Genomic DNA, 21,148 nt, shown 5'->3' with positions numbered 1-21,148 from the left:
ATGTTTGCTGCACTGCGGTGGCGCCTAGGCTGGGGCTCCCCAATCAACAGGAGCGCGCAATGAAGCACGCCAAGCATTTCTCGGCAACGGCCCTGGCCTGTGCGCTGGTGGCCAGCACGCCCTTCCTGGCCGAGCCAGCCCAGGCGCAGCAGCGCAGCAGCCAGGTGGCGATGCTGCGCGTGACGGGCTTCGACGTCGAACAGGTCGACCGCCTCGAGCCGGGCGCCGAGCTGAACTTCACGGTCTGGGGCACGCCGGGGGCAAACGTGCTGCTGCAGATCGACGGCAGCCGGCGCACGGTGCGCCTGGACGAGACCAGCGCGGGCCGCTATCAGGGCAGCTACATCATTGGCCGCTCGGACCGCATCGGGCCGGATTCGCGGGTGCATGCCAATCTGCGCCGTGACAACCGTGTCACGACGGCGCTGCTGGGCGAAGCGCTGCAGGCGGGCTGGCCGGTGCCGGGCGAGACGGCCCTGCGGCCGGAGATCCAGTCCATGGATGTTGTGCGCGAACGCGGCCGTGGCCGCGCTGAGGCGCTGCGCTATACCTTGCGTGGCACACCAGGTGGCCAGGCCTCCGTGCTGCTCCAGGGCAGCGAGACACGCAACATCGTCCTTGAGGAAGTTCGCCCCGGCGAATATGCCGGCACCTATGTGCTGCCGCGCGGCGCCTGGGTGGATACCGAGCGGCCTTTGACGGCCCAGTTGCGCCTGGGGGACCGCAGCGTGCGCAGCAGCGTGCCCAATGCGTATGCCAGTGTGAACCTGCCGCCGCGCCGCGCCGAGGCCTGCTATGACTGCGCGACCGTGCAGGCCGTGAATGCCGTGCAGGTCGACGGCGAGGGCCGCGTGCTCGGCACGGTGGCCGGCGGCGTGCTGGGCGCGGTGGTGGGCAGCCAGTTCGGCAAGGGCGATGGCCGCACGGCCGCTGGCGTGGCCGGTGCGGTGGGTGGCGCGCTGCTGGGCCGCGAGATCCAGAAGCGCAACAGCGAGCGCACGCAGTACGAAGTGGTGGTGCGCACGAACGACGGCCAGCAGCGCACGGTCGTCTATGCCGACCCGCCGTCTTTCCGCGTGGGCGACACGGTGCGCGTCGTTGGCGACACGCTGGCGGCCTACCAGCGCTAGCGTGCGCTTCAACCGGTGTTGCGCAGCCCCGCCGCAATGCCGTTGATGGACAGATGGATGCCGCGCTGCACGCGCTCCATGGCCGGGTCGTCGGCCTGGGTGCGGCGGTAGCGGCGCATCAGCTCGACCTGCAGGTGGTTGAGCGGATCGATGTAGGGAAAGCGGTGTTCGATGGAGCGGGCCAGCGACGGGTTGGCCGCCAGGCGCTTGTCGTCGCCGGTGATGAGGCTCAGCGCCGCTTGCGTGAGGTCGAACTCGGCGCGGATGGCCGTGAAGATGCGCTTGCCGAGCTTCTTGTCCTCCACCAGTTCCACGTAGCGCTCGGCCAGGGCCAGGTCGGTCTTGGCCAGCACCATGTCGAGGTTGGACAGCAGCGCGCGGAAGAAGGGCCAGCCCTTGAGCATGCGCTTGAGCAGGGCCAGGTTCTTGGCGCGCTGTGCCGGCTCTTCGCCGAGGAAGGCCTCCACGCCGGAGCCGAAGCCGCACCAGCCGGGCAGGGCGACGCGGGCCTGGCCCCAGGAAAAGCCCCAGGGGATGGCGCGCAGGTCTTCGATGGCGCGCGTAGCCTTGCGTGAGGCCGGGCGTGAGCCGATGTTCAGCTCGGCGATCTCGCGGATGGGCGTGCTGGCGAAGAAGTAGTCGGCAAAGCCCGGCGTGCCGTAGACGAGACCGCGGTAGGCGTCGAAGCTCGCGTCCGACAGCGCCTGTGCAGCCTGCAAAAAGCCCTTGGGCGCGCTCTGCGTCGGATGCAGCAGCGTGGCCTCCAGCGTGGCGGCCACCAGCGTTTCCAGGTTGCGCCGGCCGATCTCCGGGTGGGCGTACTTGGAGGCGATGACCTCGCCCTGCTCGGTCAGGCGGATCTGGCCGTTCACGGTGCCGGGAGGCTGGGCCAGGATGGCCTGATAGCTCGGGCCGCCGCCGCGGCCGACGGTGCCGCCACGGCCGTGGAAGAGGCGCAGCGTGATGGGGCCGACGCGCTTCAATTCGTCGAACAGCTCGACCAGCGCGATCTCGGCGCGGTAGAGCTCCCAGGACGAGGTGAACATGCCCCCGTCCTTGTTGCTGTCCGAGTAGCCCAGCATGATGTCCTGCTCGCCGCTCGAACGGTCCACCAGGCCGCGCACGCCGGGCAGGGCGTAGAACTCGCGCATGATGTCCGGCGCGACGCGCAGGTCGCCAATGGTCTCGAACAGCGGCACGATGATGAGGTCGCTGACCGCATACTCGGTCAGCACGCCGCGCAGCAGGCCGGTTTCCTTCAGCAGCAGGGCCACTTCCAGCAGGTCGGACACCGACTCGGTGTGCGAAATGATGTAGTGGCGCAGCGCCTCGCGGCCGAAGCGGGCCAGGGCCTCGCGGGCGGCTTCGAAGGTGGCGAGTTCGAACAGCGTCTTGTCGGTATAGCTCGCGCCGATGACGCGCAGCGGGCGGGCGTCGTTGAGCAGCTTCAGCAGCAGTTCGCGCTTGGCGGCTTCATCGAGCGCCGGGTAGTCGGCCTCGATCCGGGCCGTGGCCAGCAACTCCGCCAGCACCAGCTCGTGCTGGTCGCTGCTCTGGCGCAGGTCCAGCGTGGCGAGGTGGAAACCGAACACCTGCACGGCGCGGACCAGCGGGCTCAACCGCGGTGCGATCAGCGCTTCGGCATGGTGGCTCTTCAGCGAGGCCTCGATGATGCGCAGGTCGGCCAGCAGCTCATCGGGTGTGCGATAGGGGTCTTGCGGCGCGACGGCATGGCGCAGCGCCTCGGTGCCGGTCAGCGCATGCAGGGTGGCGGCCAGGCGGGCATACATGCCCGTCAGCGCACGGCGGTAAGGCTCGTCCATGCGATGGACGTTCTGGTCGGGGCTGCGCTCGGCGAGCTTCTGCATGTCGGCAGAGACGCCCGTCAGGTGCAGCGAGATGGACAGCTCCGCGCCCAACTCGTGCAGCTCGGTCAGGTAGTGGCGCAGCGCCACCTCACTCTGGCGCTGCATGGCGCGCTTGAGCGTCACGGCGCCGACGTTGGGGTTGCCGTCGCGGTCGCCGCCGATCCAGTTGCCCATGCGCAGGAAGCTGGGCAGTTGCTCGCCGGGCAGGTGCTCCTCCAGCTCGGCATAGAGCTTGGGAATCTGACGCAGGAAGGTGGACTGGTAGTAGGAGAGCGCGTTCTCGATCTCGTCGGCCACCGTCAGCTTGGAGTAGCGCAGCATGCGCGTCTGCCAGAGTTGGGTGATGCGGGCGCGCAGCAGGCCCTCGGTGTCGCGCAGCTCACGCTCCGTGCCCGCGCGGTCGCGAGCTTCCAACAGGCCGGCCACGGCGCGCTCGGCGTCCAGGATGCTCTTGCGCTGCACCTCGGTCGGATGGGCTGTCAGCACCGGCGAGATGAAGCCGCGCTTGAGCACCTCGGCGATCTCGGTCGGGCGGATGCCGGCCTCGTGCAGATGCTCCAGGCAATAGGCCAGCGAGCCGGGCTGCAGGCTGCCGGCTCGCTCGTGCACGTCGCGGCGGCGGATGTGGTGACGATCCTCGGCGATGTTGGCCAGATGCGAGAAATAGCTGAAAGCGCGGATGACGCTGACGGCCTGCTCGCCGGACAGGCTCTTCAGCAGCTTGTCGAAGCGCTTGCCGGCTTCCTTGTCGTGCTTGTGGCGATAGGCCACCGACAGCTGGCGGATGCGCTCGACCAGCTCGTAGGCCTCGCGCCCCTCCTGTTCGCGGATGACGTCGCCGAGGATGCGCCCGAGCAGCCGGATGTCGGCCACCAGCGGTTCATTCTTGTCGGCCTTTTTGTCGATCTCTTGGCGGGCAGGAGCGGCTCGTGAGGGCATGGCAGGTCGTCCGAGAAGGAATTGCTATAGGAGAAGTAACCAAGTTACCTCTCCGTGACTCTAGCAGTTTCTTCTCAGGAGCGGACCCCTTCACTGTGCCGCCGGCGCTGTCGCGAAACCGTCGCTGAGCGTGCGCAGGAAGGCGACAACGTCGGTCACGTCCTGGGCGGTCAGGGTCGGCGGCTGGCCGGCGCGCCGGAAGGGTGCGCCTTGCTGGACATTGCCGTGGTAGAGGGCGGGCAGGTCGTTGTAGACCAGGGCCTGTCCGTTGACGGTCGGGTACCAGCGCGCCGGATCGAGGTCACGCGTGGCGTAGAAGGCGACGGCGTCTTCGAGTGCGGCGAAGCGGGCGTTGTGGAAGTACGGTCCCGTCAAGGCGACGTTGCGCAGCGTCGGCGTGCGGAACATCCCGCACAGGTCGGCGCGGCCAGCGAGGTCGCTGCGGGCGCACAGGCCGAGATCGAAGAAGGCCGGATTGGCGGTGGCCTGGCTCTGGTTGCGCGGCACGCCGAGGGCGTGATAGCTGAAGTTGGTGAACAGGGCGCGGTTCAGGCCTGGCTGGATTTGAACAGGCCGGCTGTCATGGCAGCTGGCGCAGTTGCCGCGCTGCGGGTCGTTGAACAGATTGAGGCCGCGCTGCTCCTGGGCGGTGAAGGTGGTGCGGCCGTCCTGGACCGCGTCGAACTTGCTTGTGAACGGATGGAACCTGGCGTCATCGGCCTGGTAGCGGGCGAGTGCGGTGACGGCGGCGTCGACCAACTGGTTGTCAGTCGCGGCGGCCGGCAGATTGGCTGCGGCACGCAGGTCGGCCGAATAGGGCAGGGCGCGCAACCGGGTTGCCAGCGCGGCGACGTCGGCATTGGCCATCTCGTCAGCATTGAACAGTGGCCCGCGCGCCTGCTCGCTGCGGTTGTTGGCGCGGCCATCCCAGAACAGCCCGCCGCGCGGCCGGCCCTGGGCGTCAAACCCAAAGGCGCCGGCCTGATCGAGGTAACGAGCGCTGGGCGAACTGCGCAGGCCCTGGTGGGTGCCGTCGGTACCACCCAGGGGCAGGAAGCTGCCGGTTGCATCCGAATGGCCGCGCGCCTCGACGTGGCAGCTGGCGCAAGCCAGCTTGCCGCTGGCGGAGAGGCTGACCTCCTCGAACAACCGGTCGCCGACCTGGGCCAGCGTCGGCACGGGAACGGGCGCTGGCAAAGGCGTGCGGGGTGGGCGCTGGGCGGCGGCATCGGCGCTGGCGTCGGCAGCGGCGCCGCCAGCGCCGCCGCCGCAGCCAGCGAGCAGGCAGAGCAGCATTGCGGGCAGCAGGATGTGGCGGGCGGGCATGGCGGTCTCCTTCGTTGGCATGCCGCGAGCTTCCCGGCCGAGCGTGGGCCCAGCATGGAGAAACTGTGGAGGCCGGCTCCACAGTTGCCCGGCAAGATGCGCGCATGCGTCTTGTCCACCAGTTGTCTCTGCTTCTCATCACCATCGCGCTGGCGGCCGTCGCGGCCGTGGCCGGTCAAGTGGTCTGGAATCTGCGCGCCGGCTTCAGTGACTATCTGCAGGCTCAGGACGGCGAGCACCTGACGCGACTGATGGAAGCCGCCGAGCGAGACCTGGCCCGGCGCGGCGGGGCGCCGCAGGACTGGCGCCCGGCGCTGCGTGACTGGCTGGACACCGTGCGCGTGTCGACGGGGCATGGCGGCCCTGCTGAAGGACCACCGCCGGGCGGCCGGTCCGACGATCCGCCGCCACCGGAGCGTGGCGATCCCGAGGGCCGCCGTCCGCCGCCTGACCCGCGCCGCGACCCACCACCGCCGCGCCGCGATCCTTCCAATTTCGGCCCACGCGTCGTTGTGCTGGCTGCCGATGGCATCACCCCGCTGGCGGGCCGCCGCGAGACGCTGGGCCGCCCCGGCCAGACCCGCGCCATCAAGCTCAATGGCCAGACGCTGGCCGTGCTGCGGCTGGCGGAACGTGCCGGGCCGGCCGAGGGGGTGGACGCCAGTTTCCTGCGACGGCAGTACATCGGCTTGGGCGTTGTGGTCGGGGGTGTCCTCATCGTGGCCTTGGTGCTGGCACGGCTGCTCGCCGTGCGCTGGGCGCGGCCATTGGCCGAGGCCCAGGTTGCGGCACGGCGGATCGCGGCGGGCGAGTTCGACGTGCGCCTGCCCGCGCCCCGCGATGGCGGCGGTGCCAGCGAGATCACAGGCCTGCACGCGGACATCAACGGCATGGCCGAGGCGCTGCAGCGACTGGAGAGCAGCCGCCAGCGCTGGATCGCCGAGCTGTCCCACGAGTTGCGCACGCCGCTGGCCGTGCTGCGTGGCGAGGTCGAGGCGCTGGTGGACGGCATACGGCCGCTGGACAGCGCGGCGCTCACCTCGCTGCAGGAAGAGATCAAGCGCCTGTCCCGCCTGGTTGAAGACTTCCACCTGCTGGCTACCTCCGAGCTGCGGTCCCTGCCTTGCGAATTCGAGCCCGTGGCGCCGGTTGCGCTGCTGCAGGCGGCCCTTGAGCGCATCGCGCCGCGTGCCAGGGCGCGGGGCCTGGTCATTGAGGCGCCCTTGCCGCAGGTGCTGCCGGCCGCGTGCTGGGATGCGGTGCGAGTCTCTCAACTGCTGGCCAATCTGCTTGAGAACAGCCTGCGCTACACCGAGGCTCCCGGCCTGCTGCAAGTGTCGGCGCGCTCGCTGGGCACGGCCATCGAGATCCGCATCGAAGACACACCGCCCGGCGTGGCGGAGGCCGAGCTGGACCGCCTGTTCGACCCGCTCTACCGTGTCGACCCCTCGCGCAGTCGCGCCTTTGGGGGCTCGGGCCTGGGCTTGGCCATCGCCCGTGCCATCGCGCTGGCCCATGGTGGTCGCCTGCACGCCGAGGCCTCGACGCTGGGCGGCCTGGCCATGGTGCTGACACTGCCGCTCAAACCCGAGGGAAATGGCCTATGAGCGATCTCATCCTGATCGTCGAAGACGAGCCCAAGCTGGCGGCCCTGGTGCGGGACTATCTGCAGGCCGCCGGCTACCGCAGCGAATGGCTGGCCGATGGCCGCCAGGCGCTGGAGAGGCTCAAGACCGGCCCGATGCCGGCGGCGGTGCTGCTGGACGTCATGCTGCCCGGGCTGGACGGCCTGGAGGTCTGCCGCGCCGTGCGCATGTTCAGCGACGTGCCCATCCTCATCAACAGCGCCCGTGTCGAGGAACTGGACCGGCTGCTTGGCCTGGAACTGGGCGCGGACGACTACGTCTGCAAGCCCTTCAGCCCGCGCGAACTCGTGGCCCGCGTGAAGGCCCTGCTGCGCCGCGCCCAGGGACGGCTGGCGCCGGCCACACTGGTGCCGGCGGGTGGCGGCTTTGCGGTGGATGAGGCGGGCCAGCGCATCGTCTGGCAGGAGCAGGCGCTGTCGTTGACGCCGGTGGAGTTCCGCCTGTTGCGCCAGCTGCTGCAACAGCCGGGGCGCGTTTTCGAACGGTCCCAACTGCTGGATCTCATCCACGAGGACTTCCGCGACGTGTCCGACCGGGTTGTCGACAGCCATATCAAGAACATCCGCCGCAAGCTGGCGGCGCTGGAGCCAGCCCAGGAATGCATCGCTTCGGTGTACGGCGTGGGCTACCGGCTGGACCTGGCCTGAGCCTGCTTTCTCCACTGCGTTGCTTTTGGACAACTCATCACGGGCGCCGTACCTGCACTGAAACCAGAGGCACCCCTCTGGTGCCCAAGTGAACCATCTTGGGCTTTCTGTCCCCATTCCGGGAAAACCAGACTGCGCACGCAATTGAATCCTCCGCCACATTGGGATATTGTTGACAGCGTTGTCTATTTGAATTGACCCGCAGATCGATGTGCTCTTGGCAAGGATGCTGAGATCGCTACCAAAGCTCATCCCCGATGGTTGCGCGCAAGCGCACGATTCGCTGTCCGGCCACCCCGGAAAGAGCTGCTTTCGCAGGTGTTGTTGATTGCGCACACGGCAAGATCAACTCGCGTAAACCCCAGGAGTCATGGGGAGGCCAAAACGTACAGTACGCAGGCGCCTGCAACGGGCACTCTCTTTTTTGAGGAGTGCTGGTAACGCTACCAAGTGCTGGCATCAGTGGGCCATAGAGTCGTCATCAATCGGCGCTACAGCCGCTTAAAGCAAGTAAGGAGACAAATGAAACACCCTCAGATTTCCAAAGTTCGGCGTGGTCCCGTGCGGTCCATCCGGCTCAAGCCCGTTGCGTGGGCCTCGTCGATCGCGTTGCTCACGGGTGCCGCGGCCGTGCATGCCCAGCAGGCTGGCGCTGCGGCACCTGCATCTGCGGCGTCGGCTGCTGCCAACTCCCTGGAGACCGTGGTCATCACGGGTATTCGCCGGTCCCTTGACAGCGCTGTCACCCTGAAGCGCGATTCGCGCGGCTTGGTCGATGGCATCGTGGCTGAAGACATCGGCAAGTTCCCGGACACCAACCTGGCCGAGTCGATGCAGCGCATCGCCGGCGTGTCCATCGACCGGAACATGAGCGGTGAAGGCTCGCAAGTCACTGTTCGCGGCGTCGGCCCGCAGTTCAACATGGTGCTGCTGAACGGCCGGCAGATGCCGACCTCCAATGGTGCCGGCCGCGCCTTCGACTTTGCCAACCTGTCCTCCGACGCAGTTTCCGCGCTGGAGGTGTACAAGACCGCTCGTGCCTCGTCGCCGACGGGCGGTATCGGCGCCACCATCAACGTCAAGACGGCCCGCCCGCTGGATGTGCGCGAAACCATCGCCAGCATCGGCATCAAGGCCAACTATGACGAGTCGATCGGCCGCCTGCCGGGCGAGATTGCGGGCTCGAAGGTCACGCCAGAAATCTCCGGCATCTACAGCACGTCCTTCGGGGACCGCACGCTCGGCATCTCGATCAGCGGCAACTACTCGAAGCGCAACTCGGGCTCCAACAACGCCTTCACTGGCAACGGTTGGCAAACTCAGCCGATTACGAACGGTGCCGCCGGTACGGCGTATGACGGTGTTCCGGCCGGCAACCTGAAGAACTTCCCGACCAGCGGCTATGTGACGCACACGAATGACGTGCGTTACCGCGTGACCGATCTGGAGCGCGAGCGCATCAACGGTCAGGCCGTTCTGCAGTTCGCCCCGACGAAGGAACTGAAGTTCACGCTGGACCACACGATTGCCATCAACGCGACCAAGCAGAACGCCATTGAGAACTCCTCCTGGTTCGGCCCCTCGTATTCGGGCCCGTTGAATGGCCAGCCGCCCACGACCTTCACCGCCACGGGCCAGGTCTACGACCCGATCATCCAGACGGCCACCTGGGACGGCACGCACGACTTCGCGATGTACGCTGCCCAGCAGGCGGTCAAGACCAAGCTGAACTCCACCGGTTTCAATGCGGCATGGAAGGTCAGCGAGAAGCTGAACATCGATCTCGACGCTCACCATTCGACGTCCCGGACCAATCCGGACAGCCCTTATGGCGACACCAACGTCATTGACCTGGCAATGTTCAACCAGGGCAACACGACGATGTACTACGACCAGAAGTTCCCGGTCATGCAGTCGCCCGGCTTGAAGTACGACTCCAGCAAGACCACCGTCACGGGATCTCAGTTCACGAACAACATTTCGTACCAGGACGTCGACCAGGTCCAGGCCAGCGGCACCTACAAGCTCAGCGCCGACGACAAGCTGCTCGCTGGCCTCGGTTTCACCAAGCTGAAGAATCGTTCCGCCGGCTCGAACAACTTCCACGGCGACTGGGGTGGCATCGGCCCGCAAGGCTCGTTCAAGGACATGACCGTCGCCCAGTACAACATCGCCAGCTTCTACGGCCGGATTCCTGGCAGCAGCGACGCGCGCCAGTTCCCGACGTTCTTCGTGCCGAACTTCGACCAACTGCGTGCGCAGGCCGTCAAGAACGCGCAGTCGTATCGTCCGACGTCGCTCCCGCCGGGCAATCCGCTGAGCGCGGCGGAGGCAGATGCCTACTTCAAGCCGTATACCGACTTCACCAACGGAAACGATTGGCGCACCACCGAGAAGTCGACCGCGGCCTACGGTCAGTGGGACCACTCGTTCGACACGTCCATCCCGATGAACCTGTCGGTCGGTCTGCGCTATGAGCAGACGAAGATCACGTCCTCGTCACAAGTCACCTCCTACAACGCCACCACCTGGTATGCGGAAAACGAGGTGAGGCTCGATGGCGCAACCACGACCTTCGGTACCAAGGACGGCAAGTACAGCTATTGGCTGCCCAGCATCGACTGGGATGCCGACCTGACGTCCGATATCAAGGTGCGCGCGAGCTACGGTGTCAACATCGGTCGCCCGAACTTCGGCGACATGCTGGGCGGTGTCGCTCTGAACGCGAACTCGGGCCGCTACAACATCCACGGCGCCGGTTCGACCGGTGACCCGGCACTGAAGCCGCTGAAGTCCAAGAACTTGGACCTGTCTGCCGAGTACTACTACGCCAAGTCGTCGTATGTGGCAGCGGGCGCCTTCTACAAGAAGGTATCCGACTTCTTCACCACGAAAACGGTTCAGCAAACGTTCGCCGGCCTGAACCAGCCTGCCAGTGGCACGTATTTCGACGCTGCCCGGGCGTCGGGTATTCCTGCTGACAGTCCCAAGCTGCTGCGCAACTACATCTTCAAGAACTACAACGGCCAGCCGGGCGTCACGGTCACCGATGCCAGTGACCCGAACTTCCTGAAGGGCAACATTGCGGGCACGGTCCCCGGCGCCCAGCCGCTGATCTTCGACATCACGACGCCGTCCAATGCCGGTGGCGACAACATCAAGGGCCTGGAGTTCAACTTCCAGCACATGTTCAGCACCAGTGGCTTCGGCGTCTCGGGCAACTACACGCTGGTCCGCAGTGGCCTGAAGTACCGCAACGACGCGTCAAGCACCGATGTGCAGTCCCCTCTGGTGGGTGTCAGCGATTCCGCCAACGTGGTGGGCTTCTACGAAAACGACCAGTGGTCGATTCGTGCCGCCTACAACTGGCGCGATTCGTTCCTCTTGGGTAACGACAACGGCAACAACCCGCGGTACACCGAGGCCTATGGGCAGGTGGACGCGTCCATCGGCTACAAGATTGGCAAGAACCTGACCCTGCAGGCCGACTTGCTGAACTTGAACGATGGCTACATCCGCACCCACGGCCGCAGCAAGAACGAGATCATCTCCGCCATCCAGACGGGCCGCCGTTACCTGGTCGGTGCTCGCTATCGCTTCTGAGCGATGAGCACCGCCGCCCGGTAAACGCCCCTCGGGGCCGTTCGCCGGGCGACCCAGATTGGCCGAGGCGGGCGCGCAACGCCCACCTCGGCCAAATTTCCTTTCAGAATTCCTCGGCCTTTGCGGCGTGCCCGGCACCCGCACGGCCATACTTTGCGGGATGAGTTCCGAGGTGACGACAGCCGTTCGACGTATCGTGGTGCTGGGGGGAGGCTCGGCCGGTTGGTTGACGGCTGCGACCCTGGCGGCGGAACTGGGCGGTGACGGCCCCGACGCGCTGCAGATCACGCTCATCGAATCCCCCGACGTGCCCTCCATCGGCGTGGGCGAGGGCACCTGGCCGACGATGCGCGCCACGCTGCATCGCATCGGCCTCAGTGAAGTCGACCTGATCCGCGAATGCGACGCAGCCTTCAAGCAGGGCTCCTGCTTCGACGGCTGGCTGTACGGCGGTGCCGGTGATCGCTACTACCACCCCTTCACGTTGCCTCACGGCCATGGCGAGGCCGACCTGGCAGGCGCATGGCTGCAGGCGGGCGGCGAGCACGCGTTTGCCGAAAGCGTGGGTGCGCAGCCGCATGTGTGCGACGCGAGCCTGGCGCCCAAGCAGACGACGACGCCGGACTTCGCCGGCGTCCTCAACTACGGCTACCACTTCGACGCTGTCAAGCTCGGCCATCTGCTGCGCCGTCATGCGACGACGGTGCTCGGCGTTCGCCACATCGTCGATCACTTCGTCGCCGTGCGTTCGCACGAGAACGGCGACATCGCGGCGCTTGCGACCCGCGAGCACGGCGATCTCGAAGGCGATCTCTTCATCGACTGCTCCGGCATGGCCAGTTTGCTGCTGGGCCAGCACTACGGCGTCGGCCTCCGATGCCAAAAGGGCGTCCTCTTCAACGACAGCGCACTGGCCGTGCAGGTGCCGCATGCCGATGCCAAGGCGCCGCTCGCATCGGCCACCATCTCCACAGCCCATGCCGAGGGCTGGACGTGGGACATCGGCCTGCCCACGCGGCGCGGCATCGGCTTGGTGTTTTCAAGCAGCCATACCGACGATGCCGCCGCCGAGCGCGCGCTGCTGGGCCATCTGCAGCGCAACGGGCTGTCGCTGGGCGACGCAACGCCACGCCGGCTGAGCTTCAGCCCCGGCTACCGCGAGCATTTCTGGCATCGCAACTGCGTCGCCGTCGGGCTGTCTGCCGGCTTCATCGAGCCGCTGGAGGCGTCCGCGCTGGCGCTGGTCGAACTGTCGGCCGCGATGATCCGCGACGAGATGCCTGCCAATCGCGCCGACATGGACCTCGTCGCCAAACGCTTCAACGAGGCCTTCGCCTACCGCTGGTCGCGCATCATCGACTTCCTGAAGCTGCACTATGTGCTGAGCCGCCGCGACGACGTGGACTACTGGCGCGAGCACCGCAGCGCAGCGACGCAACCCGAGTCGCTGCGCGAACTGCTGCAGCTCTGGGCTCACCGCGCGCCGTCGCGCAACGACTTCTATCGCAACGAAGAGGTCTTCCCCGCCGCGAGCTACCAGTACGTGCTCTATGGCATGCATTTCAAGCCCGCGCTGCGGGCCCCGCGTGCCGACCAGCGGACCCAAGCCGAAACCGGCCTCAAGGACGTGACGACAATCACCCGGCGGTTGCTGGGCGGCCTGCCCCGCCACCGCGATCTCATCCAACACATCCGCGAGCACGGCATGCCGCCGGCCGCTTGATTTCCAGAGCCCATCCATGCCGCAACTGCTCAACAACATCCAGCACAAGGACCTGCGCGTCATCACCCAGCGTGGCGCGCAATGGGGCGACGACATCATGTCGGCGCCCGTCACGGTGGACGAGTTCCGCAAGCTCCAGGCGCATTACCCCATCGTCTTCCAGCCTGACGGCAAGGGCGGCTTCGCGCCGGCGGCGCTGTTCGGCCTGCAGGAGGGGGAGAACCTGTTCCTGACCGAGCAGGGCTGGGAGGCCGACTACCTGCCGCTGTCCGTGCAGCGCCTGCCGTTCTCCATCGGCATCGCCGATGACGAGCTGCGCATGATGGTCGACATGGACAGCAAGCGCGTCAGCCTGGGCGCCGAGGGCGAGGCCGTGTTCCTGCCGCATGGCGGTACGACCGACTTCACCGAGAACGCGAACTCCGTGCTGCGCACGCTGCATGAGGGCTTCCAGGCAACGACCGAGTTCATCCAGACGCTGGTGCAGCATGACTTGCTGGAGTCCTTCGTGCTGGACGTCGAGCGCCCGGACGGCTCGCGTGGTCAGCTGGTGGGCTACTACATGATCCACGAGGAGCGCCTGGCCGCGCTGGACAGCAGCACCGTGGGCCTGCTGCACCAGGCCGACTACCTGCAGCCTATCTACATGGCCATCGCGTCGCTGTCCAACTTCACCAAGCTGATCAAGCGCCACCTCGCACGGGAGGTCTGAGCAGGATGTTGGAGCGCAGTGATGTGAGCGCCGAAGCGATCCCGGCAGACGTGCTCCAGTCCACCCAGCCCGTGCTGATGCGCGGCTTGGTCGGGCGCTGGCCGCTGGTGCAGGCCGCGCAGCGGTCCGACGCCGATTTTTGCGACTACCTGCGCGGCTTCGGCGCCGACACGCGCCTGGCCCTCTGGCGCGGTGCGCCGGAGATCGGCGGGCGCTTCTTCTACAACGCCGACTTCACCGGCTTCAACTTCCGGCACGAGACCCACACCTTCGGCGCGCTGCTGGACGAGCTGCTGGCCGGCACGCCGGACGCCCTCTACCTCGGCTCTACCGGCATCGACCACTGCTTTCCCGGCCTGCGCCCGCCCAACGACCTGCCTGCGCTGGCGCCCCTCAACCCGCATGCGAGCATCTGGCTGGGCAACCGCATGCAGGTGGCCGCGCATTTCGACCTGCCGGACAACATCGCCTGTGTCGTCGCGGGCCGGCGCCGCTTCACGCTGTTCCCGCCCGAGCAGGTGGCCAACCTCTACATCGGCCCATTGGACCTGACGCCCGCCGGCCAGCCGATCAGCCTCGTCGACCACGCGCGGCCCGACCTCGTCCGTTTCCCGCGTTACGCGCAGGCGCTGGAGCATGCGCAAACCTTCGAGTTGCTGCCAGGCGATGCGCTCTTCATCCCCAGCCAGTGGTGGCATGCCGTGGAGTCGCTGGAGCCCATCAGCGCGCTCGTCAACTTCTGGTGGCGGCAGTCCCCGGCCTTCATGGACGAGCCGATCAACACGCTGTTGATGGCCCTGCTATCACTGCGCGACCTGCCGCCGGCCCAGCGCGATACCTGGCGCGCGCTGTTCAACCACTATGTCTTCGACGCTGACGAAACGACGGCGGCCCACATCCCGCCCGCCGCGCGCGGCATCCTCGCGCCGATGACCGACAACAGCGCCCGCCAGCTGCGCTCGATGCTGCAGAACCGACTCAAACGATGAGCTCATCCACGACCATGACCACCGCTCCCAAACCCATCCGTCGCGTCGTCATCGCCGGTGGCGGCACCGCCGGCTGGATGGTGGCCGCGGGCCTGTCCAAATGCCTGGGCAAGCATTACGACATCCGACTCGTCGAGTCCGAGGAGATCGGCACGGTCGGCGTCGGCGAGGCGACGATCCCGACGCTGCACATCCTGCACGAGATCCTGGACCTGGACGAGCGCGAGTTCATCCAGGCCACGCAGGCCACGTTCAAACTCGGCATCAGCTTCGAGAACTGGCGCAACGTCGGCGAGAACTACTTCCACTCCTTCGGCAAGACCGGCAAAGGTCACTGGACGGCCGGCTTCCACCATTTCTGGCTGGAAGGCCGCAAGCGTGGCCTGGCGAGCGACTACGGCGACTACTGCCTGGAGCTGCGCGCCGGGCTGGACAACCGCTTCGCGACGCTGCCCGACAACGGCATCAACTACGCCTATCACTTCGACGCGACGCTCTACGGCCAGTACCTGCGCCGCTTCTCCGAAGCGCTGGGCGTGCAGCGCATCGAAGGCAAGATCGCCAAGGTCCACACCGATGCTGCCAGCGGCGACATCACCGGCCTGCAACTCGATGGCGGCGCGCTGGTCGAAGGCGACTTCTTCATCGACTGCACCGGCATGCGCGCATTGCTCATCGGCGAGACGCTGGGCGTGCCCTACGAGAGCTGGTCGCACTGGCTGCCCTGCGACAGCGCGCTGGCTGTGCAGACCACGCTGGTCGGCGAGCCCGTGCCCTACACCCGCGCCATCGCCCACCCCTGGGGCTGGCAGTGGCGCATCCCGCTGCAGCACCGGGTCGGCAACGGCGTCGTGTTCAGCAGCAAGCACATCAGCGACGACGACGCGAAAGCGGCGCTGCTCGCCAACATCGAGGGCGAGGTGCTGCGCCAGCCGCGTGTCATCAAGTTCACGCCCGGCCAGCGCGAGCAAGTCTGGAAGAAGAACTGCGTCGCCATCGGCCTGGCCAGCGGCTTCCTGGAGCCGATTGAATCCACCAGCATCCACCTGATCCAGAAGGGCCTGACCCGGCTGATCGAGCTGTTCCCGACCGACGGCGTGCGCCAGAGCGATATCGACGAGTACAACCGGCAGACGCAGGAGGCGATCGAGGTCGTGCGCGACTTCATCATCCTGCACTACCACGTCAACAACCGCACGGACTCGGCCTTCTGGCGTGACTGCCGCGAGATGGATGTGCCGCCGCTGCTCAAGCACCGCATCCAGCATTTCCGCGACACCGCCCGCATCATGCTGAACCAGGGCGAGCTGTTCGCCGAGAACTCCTGGGTGCAGGTCATGATGGGGCAGGGCATCACGCCTGCCAGCCACCACCCCATCACGCGCAACATGGACAACCGCAACCTCGCGGAGTTCCTCGGCGACATCCGCAAGGACGTGGCGCGCACGCTGATGAAGTTGCCCAAGCACCAGCAGTTCATCGACGGCTTCTGCCCCGCACCCAAGCTCGACCTGGTCACGAACAAGCCTGTCGTCGGCCCCGAGCTGCGCATCAACCCCAACGCTCGTCTGGAGACGGTGCAGCTGTCCAACGGCGCGACGGTCTACGTGGTCGACGACTTCGCGCAAGACCCCGAGGCCCTCCTGGCGCTCGCCCAGGCCCAGGCCGGCCAGTTCGAGGCGCCCGCGGGCCATCCCTATCCCGGCCCGCAGCTGGCACTGCCGGACGGCATCGCCGGCGCACTGGGGGGCTATTTCGAACAGCACCTGCGCCCCCGGCTGGGTGCCGGCCCGGGGCTGGGCATGTTCGGCCGCTTCTCGCGTGTCACCCAGGACGCCACGACGCTGGACCCGCGCCAGCGCATCTGCCACCGCGACGACTCCGCCATCGGGCCGGGCGAGGTGATCTCGGCATCCGTGCACTACCTGTTCAAGGACGAGCAACTGGGGGGCACCGTGTTCTTCCGTTCGCTGATGTCCGACGCCGAGACGCGCCAGTTCATGCGCGACTCCAACACGCTGAACGGCAGCGCCTTCAGCGACAAGTACGGCATCGCGCCTGGCTACATGACCGAGAGCAACCGTTACTTCGAGGTCATCGGCCGGGTGCCGGCCAAGTGGAACCGTGCCATCTTCTACAGCGGCAGCATCTTCCATACCGGCGACATCAACTGGCTCGCTGCCAAGGCCGGCTACCAGACCGGCATGGGCCGCCTCACCATCAACGCCTTCTTCAAGAGCCGCATGGCCTGAGGCCCCTCGCCCTGTCTCGCGCCGCTGAACGCGGGCGGGCCTGGTCGGTCCCCCGAGGGGACGAGGCCACCTGCAGCATTGAGCCGCAGGTGGCCTCAGTCGGGCCGGCTTGGGAGCGGCCCGGCGCTCGGCCCGGAAGACGTGACCCCACGGCCTCGATAATCGAGGCCATGACGACTTCCATCACCATCGCCACGCGCGAAAGCCGCCTGGCGCTGTGGCAGGCCGAGCATGTGCAGGCCCGTCTCGCCGCCGAGCTCGGCATCACCGCCACGCTGCTGGGCATGACGACCCGCGGCGACCAGATCCTGGACCGCACGCTGTCCAAGATCGGCGGCAAGGGCCTGTTCGTGAAGGAGCTGGAGACGGCGCTGGCCGAAGGCCGCGCCCAGCTCGCCGTGCATTCGCTGAAGGACGTGCCGATGGAGCTGCCCGAGGGCTTCGTTCTTGCGGCCGTGCTGGAGCGCGAAGACCCGCGCGATGCTTTCGTTTCCAACGACTACGCCTCGCTGGCCGAACTGCCCGAGGGCGCGGTGGTGGGCAGCTCCAGCCTGCGCCGCGTGACCCAGCTGCTCAGCCTGCGGCCCGACCTGCGCGTCGAGCCGCTGCGTGGCAATCTCGATACGCGGCTGCGCAAGCTCGACGAGGGCGGCTACCAAGCCATCGTGCTGGCGGCGGCCGGCCTCAAGCGCCTGGGTCTGGCCCAGCGCGTGCGTGGCTTCTTCGAGGTCGATCAGATGCTGCCGTGCGCCGGGCAGGGCGCGCTGGGCCTGGAGATCCGCGCCGATGACGGTGCCTTGGCCGAAGCCCTGGCCAAACTCATCCATCAGCCGACGCTGTTGGCCTGCGAGGCCGAGCGCGCCGTGTCGCGTGCGCTCGGCGGCAGCTGCAGCCTGCCGCTGGCGGCCCACGCCCGCTGGCAGGGCGCGACGCTGTGCCTGGACGCCGCCCTGGGCCATGCCGAGGCCCACACCTCGCCGCTGCTGCGTACCAGCGTCACGGGTGACGTGGTGGCGGCCGATGCGGCCCGGGCCCTGGGCCAGCAGGCCGCTGCACGCCTGCGCGAACTGGGCGCCGGCTCCTACCTGCCTGGATGACGACCCTCATCGTCACGCGCCCACGGCCGCAGTGCGCGGCCTGGCTGGCGCGCCTGGCCGAACTCGGCGTCGAGGCGGTGGCGCTGCCCCTCATCGAGATCCTGCCGGCCCGCGATCCGGCAGCGGTCGTCGCGGCCTGGGCCAGCCTGCCCGATATGGACCTGGCCGTCTTCGTCAGTCCCAATGCCGTCGAGCAGTTCTTCCGCCACGCCGACCGCCCGTGGCCAGGCCACACGCTGGCCGCCTGCGTCGGGCCGGGCAGCGCCCAGGCGTTGATCGAACGCGGCGTGCCCGCGGGCCAGATCGTCCAGCCCGCAGCGGACTCAGCCAGCCTGGACTCCGAACACCTCTGGCAACAACTGTCACCCCGTCGTGCCTGGGCCGGCGCCCGGGTGCTGCTGCTGCGCGGCGATGGCGGACGCGAATGGCTGGCCGAGCAACTGACGGCCGCTGGCGCGCGCGTCGAAACCGTGACGACCTATCACCGTGCCGGCCCCCGCTTCGAAATGGCCGAGCAGGCATTGCTGGACGCCATTCGCGCAGAGCCCACAGCCTTTGTATGGCTGTTCAGCAGTGCCGAGGCCGTCGGCCACCTGCAAGGCATGGACATGAACCAGCAGCGCGCCATCGCCACCCATGCCCGCATTGCCGAAGCTGCCCGGGCGGCCGGCTTCGATCCTGTGGTTTTGGCGCGACCGGCCCCTGAAGCGGTGACTCAGGCCCTGAAAGGCCTCTGACAGAATCCATCGCACTGTGAGTGAGCCTGCGCTGAATCCCCCTGCTGTCGCCGCGGCCGAGCCCGCCGCGCCGCCACCGTCCCCTTTCGCCCCCGCGCTGCCGGTCTGGCTGCCCTGGCTGCTGGCCCTGCTGGGCGCCGCCGTGCTGCTTTGCGTCGTGCTGGCCTGGCAGAGCCTGTCGCGCCAGCAGTCGCTTGAGCAGGAGCTGGTGCGCCGCCAGGAGGCCAGCCAGGCGCAGGCCACCGAGGCGCGGCTGGCTGCCAAGCAATCCGCTGAGCTGGTGCGCGACACGGCCGCCAAGGTCTCGCTGCTGGACGCCCGTCTGGCCGAGGTCGCCCTGCAGCGCGGCCAGTTGGAGGAGCTGATCCAGTCCATGTCCCGTTCGCGGGACGAGAACGTCGTCGGCGACATCGAGGCTGCCATCCGCGTGGCCCTTCAGCAGACGCAGATCACCGGCAGCGCCGAACCCCTGGTGGCCACGCTCAAGCAGGCCGACGAGCGCCTGCTGCGCTACAAGCAACCGCGCATGGAAGGCATACGCCGCGCCGTCGCGCGCGACCTGGACCGCGTCAAGGCGGTTGCCGTCGTCGACGTGTCCACGCTGACCATCAAGCTCGACGAAGTCGTGCGCATGGCCGACGAACTGCCGCTGGTCTCGGGCAACGAGGCCGCGCCCAAGCAGCGCGACGAGCGCAACGGCGATGCCGCCAAGGAGCGCGAGCGTGCACTGAAGCTGCAACGCGAGCAGGCCGCCGCAGCGGCGGACGGCAAGGTCTCGTTGTGGTGGTGGCAGGCCACGCAGCAACTCTCCAGCTGGACCGGTGTGGTCTGGGGCGAAGCCCGCACGCTGCTGCGCGTGACCCGCATCGACCATCCCGAGGCGGCACTGGTCTCGCCCGATCAGAGCTTTTTCCTGCGCGAGAACCTGAAGCTGCGCCTGCTGAACGCCCGCCTGGCGCTGCTGAGCCGCCAGTTCGACACCGCTCAGTCCGACCTTCGTGACAGCCAGGAAATGCTGAACCGCTACTTCGACACCCGTTCGCGCAAGGTGGCCAGCGTGGCCGAGCTGCTGCGCCAGGTGTCAGGCCAGGCGCGCCAGGTCAGCGTGCCGCGGCCGGATGACACGCTGGCTGCGCTGACCGCCGCCGCGGCCGGTCGATGAAAGGACGCTGATCATGCGTCTCGTCATCTGGCTGGTCCTGCTCTTCGTCGTCGCCGTCGTCGCGGCACTGACCCTGGGCAGCAACGATGGTCTTGCCAGCTTCTACTGGGCCGGTTGGCGGGTCGACATCTCGCTCAATCTCTTCCTGCTGCTGCTGGTCGCCAGCTGCTTCGCCCTCGTCACGGCCATCCAGGCCATCGAGGCGCTGACGACCCTGCCCAAGCGCGCCCGCGAGTGGCGGCTGGCGCAGCGTGAGCGCAGTGCCCAGCTCGCCCTGCGCGAGGCTCTGGTCGAGCTCTTCGGCGCCCGCTTCAGCCGCGCCCAGAAAGCGGCGCAGAAGGCCCTCAACATCCAGTCCGCCACGCCCGAACTGGCGGCCGACCAGTCCTTCATGGCCCTGGCCCACTTGCTCGCCGCGGCCAGTGCCCACCGCTTGCAGGATCGCCGCCATCGCGACGAACAGCTCGCGCGCGCCCTCGACCTGGCGCATCGCACCAGTGGCGCACGCGCACAGGAAGACGGCGCTCGGCTGCTCGCCGCCGAATGGGCCCTGGACGACCGCGACGCCACCCGCGCACTGAGCGTGCTCGGCGAACTGGCCCCCGGTGTCGCGCGCCGCACCCAGGCCCTGCGCCTGCGGCTGCAGGCGTCGCGCCTGGCTCGCCAGCCGCTGGATGCGCTGCGCACCGCGCGCCTGCTCGCCAAGCATCAGGCCTTCTCCAAGGTCGCGGCCCAGGGACTGTTGCGGTCGCTGGCCTTCGAAGCGCTGGACGGCGCGCGTGATGTCGACCAGCTGCGCTCGATCTGGCAACAGCTCGATCCGGCCGATCGCCGTGATCCCCTCGTCGCCGCGCGTGCCGCGCAATGCGCCGGCCAACTCGGTGCGCCGGACGACGGTCGCGGCTGGCTGCGGCCATTCTTCGATGATCTGGCCGAATTGCAGTCTGACGACCGTGCGGCGCTTGCCAATGCTCTCGTGCCGGTGCTGGCTGGCTGCGGGCCTGACTGGCTGCAGCGCCTCGAGTCAGCGCAGTCGCGTTTCCCACGCGAGCGCGCTCTGGCCTATGCGCTGGGCCATGCTCTTGCGGAGCGCCAGCTCTGGGGCAAGGCGCGACTGATGCTTGAGACGGCAGCCGACGACGTGACGATGCCCAGCCCGGCCCGCCGTCGCAGCTGGCTGGCACTGGCGGCGCTGGCCGAGCAGGAAGGCGACGAAAATCGCCGCGCGCGCTGCTTCGAAGCCGCCGCGCGCCTGCCCTGATGGCGGCTGCCCAAACTATTTCTAAAAAAGCGCCAAAGTCTTGTCGGGCCCCTGAA

14 protein-coding genes are annotated in these 21,148 nt (G+C 67.8%); 12 read left to right on the top strand and 2 right to left on the bottom strand.

The genetic code is table 11. The features are described 5' to 3' along the window. Positions 1 to 59: 59 nt before the first annotated feature. Positions 60 to 1,130: a glycine zipper 2TM domain-containing protein gene (locus ACXJLH_RS18870; protein ID WP_457445715.1), complete on the top strand. Its 1,071-nt coding sequence runs from the start codon at positions 60 to 62 to the stop codon at positions 1,128 to 1,130. An 8-nt stretch (positions 1,131 to 1,138) separates the two neighbouring features. On the opposite strand, the gene ppc is transcribed toward ACXJLH_RS18870, so the two are convergent. Beyond that, entirely contained in the window at positions 1,139 to 3,937 is a 2,799-nt protein-coding gene (gene ppc / locus ACXJLH_RS18865) for a phosphoenolpyruvate carboxylase (RefSeq protein WP_457445714.1), read from the bottom strand. A gap of 90 nt (positions 3,938 to 4,027) precedes the next feature. After that, complete coding sequence (locus ACXJLH_RS18860; protein WP_457321688.1) at positions 4,028 to 5,263, bottom strand: cytochrome-c peroxidase; 1,236 nt, start codon at positions 5,261 to 5,263, stop codon at positions 4,028 to 4,030. Between the two features lie 104 nt (positions 5,264 to 5,367). Here ACXJLH_RS18860 and ACXJLH_RS18855 point away from each other — a divergent pair, with 104 nt between their 5' ends. The 11 genes from ACXJLH_RS18855 (at position 5,368) to ACXJLH_RS18805 (ending at position 21,092) form a co-directional block, all read left to right on the top strand. Further along, complete coding sequence (locus ACXJLH_RS18855) at positions 5,368 to 6,870, top strand: ATP-binding protein (RefSeq protein ID WP_457445713.1); 1,503 nt, start codon at positions 5,368 to 5,370, stop codon at positions 6,868 to 6,870. Beyond that, entirely contained in the window at positions 6,867 to 7,556 is a 690-nt protein-coding gene (locus tag ACXJLH_RS18850; protein ID WP_056195288.1) for a response regulator, read from the top strand. The genes ACXJLH_RS18855 and ACXJLH_RS18850 overlap by 4 nt, the downstream gene beginning before the upstream one ends. A 522-nt stretch (positions 7,557 to 8,078) precedes the next feature. After that, positions 8,079 to 11,159: a TonB-dependent receptor gene (locus tag ACXJLH_RS18845; RefSeq protein ID WP_457445712.1), complete on the top strand. Its 3,081-nt coding sequence runs from the start codon at positions 8,079 to 8,081 to the stop codon at positions 11,157 to 11,159. Positions 11,160 to 11,319: 160 nt separating this feature from the next. Further along, the gene (locus ACXJLH_RS18840) at positions 11,320 to 12,882 is read left to right on the top strand and encodes a tryptophan halogenase family protein (protein ID WP_457445711.1); all 1,563 of its coding nucleotides are present in this window, start codon (positions 11,320 to 11,322) and stop codon (positions 12,880 to 12,882) included. Positions 12,883 to 12,898: 16 nt separating this feature from the next. After that, positions 12,899 to 13,594, top strand: coding sequence for a SapC family protein (locus ACXJLH_RS18835; RefSeq protein WP_457445710.1), 696 nt, complete (start codon positions 12,899 to 12,901; stop codon positions 13,592 to 13,594). Positions 13,595 to 13,617: 23 nt separating this feature from the next. Beyond that, complete coding sequence (locus ACXJLH_RS18830; protein ID WP_457445709.1) at positions 13,618 to 14,583, top strand: cupin-like domain-containing protein; 966 nt, start codon at positions 13,618 to 13,620, stop codon at positions 14,581 to 14,583. Beyond that, positions 14,580 to 16,835: a DUF6445 family protein gene (locus tag ACXJLH_RS18825; RefSeq protein ID WP_457445708.1), complete on the top strand. Its 2,256-nt coding sequence runs from the start codon at positions 14,580 to 14,582 to the stop codon at positions 16,833 to 16,835. Before ACXJLH_RS18830 ends, ACXJLH_RS18825 begins: the two co-directional genes overlap by 4 nt. 170 nt (positions 16,836 to 17,005) lie before the next feature. Beyond that, a complete protein-coding gene (hemC, locus tag ACXJLH_RS18820; RefSeq protein ID WP_457445707.1) occupies positions 17,006 to 17,932 on the top strand; it encodes a hydroxymethylbilane synthase in 927 nt (308 codons plus the stop codon). Further along, the gene (locus tag ACXJLH_RS18815) at positions 17,929 to 18,669 is read left to right on the top strand and encodes a uroporphyrinogen-III synthase (protein ID WP_457445706.1); all 741 of its coding nucleotides are present in this window, start codon (positions 17,929 to 17,931) and stop codon (positions 18,667 to 18,669) included. Before hemC ends, ACXJLH_RS18815 begins: the two co-directional genes overlap by 4 nt. A 16-nt stretch (positions 18,670 to 18,685) precedes the next feature. Next, positions 18,686 to 19,831, top strand: a complete 1,146-nt coding sequence (locus ACXJLH_RS18810) for a uroporphyrinogen-III C-methyltransferase (RefSeq protein WP_235531915.1) — start codon at positions 18,686 to 18,688, stop codon at positions 19,829 to 19,831. Positions 19,832 to 19,844: 13 nt separating this feature from the next. Then, positions 19,845 to 21,092, top strand: coding sequence for a heme biosynthesis HemY N-terminal domain-containing protein (locus ACXJLH_RS18805; protein WP_457355869.1), 1,248 nt, complete (start codon positions 19,845 to 19,847; stop codon positions 21,090 to 21,092). The last annotated feature ends 56 nt before the right edge of the window (positions 21,093 to 21,148 follow it).

It is taken from the genome of Roseateles sp. P5_E4 (assembly GCF_054049255.1).
The sequence above is the reverse complement of the archived record's forward strand: the minus strand, read 5'-3'. Positions and strand labels throughout refer to the sequence as shown.

Excerpts from the sequence above, each read along its gene's own strand:
- ACXJLH_RS18815 (WP_457445706.1), top strand. The coding sequence starts at position 17,929 with ATGACGACCCTCATCGTCACGCGCCCACGGCCGCAGTGCGCGGCCTGG.
- ACXJLH_RS18805 (WP_457355869.1), top strand. The coding sequence starts at position 19,845 with ATGCGTCTCGTCATCTGGCTGGTCCTGCTCTTCGTCGTCGCCGTCGTC.
- ACXJLH_RS18845 (WP_457445712.1), top strand. The coding sequence starts at position 8,079 with ATGAAACACCCTCAGATTTCCAAAGTTCGGCGTGGTCCCGTGCGGTCC.
- ACXJLH_RS18825 (WP_457445708.1), top strand. The coding sequence starts at position 14,580 with ATGAGCTCATCCACGACCATGACCACCGCTCCCAAACCCATCCGTCGC.
- ACXJLH_RS18835 (WP_457445710.1), top strand. The coding sequence starts at position 12,899 with ATGCCGCAACTGCTCAACAACATCCAGCACAAGGACCTGCGCGTCATC.
- ppc (WP_457445714.1), bottom strand. The coding sequence starts at position 3,937 with ATGCCCTCACGAGCCGCTCCTGCCCGCCAAGAGATCGACAAAAAGGCC.
- ACXJLH_RS18870 (WP_457445715.1), top strand. The coding sequence starts at position 60 with ATGAAGCACGCCAAGCATTTCTCGGCAACGGCCCTGGCCTGTGCGCTG.
- ACXJLH_RS18855 (WP_457445713.1), top strand. The coding sequence starts at position 5,368 with ATGCGTCTTGTCCACCAGTTGTCTCTGCTTCTCATCACCATCGCGCTG.
- ACXJLH_RS18860 (WP_457321688.1), bottom strand. The coding sequence starts at position 5,263 with ATGCCCGCCCGCCACATCCTGCTGCCCGCAATGCTGCTCTGCCTGCTC.
- hemC (WP_457445707.1), top strand. The coding sequence starts at position 17,006 with ATGACGACTTCCATCACCATCGCCACGCGCGAAAGCCGCCTGGCGCTG.
- ACXJLH_RS18850 (WP_056195288.1), top strand. The coding sequence starts at position 6,867 with ATGAGCGATCTCATCCTGATCGTCGAAGACGAGCCCAAGCTGGCGGCC.
- ACXJLH_RS18840 (WP_457445711.1), top strand. The coding sequence starts at position 11,320 with ATGAGTTCCGAGGTGACGACAGCCGTTCGACGTATCGTGGTGCTGGGG.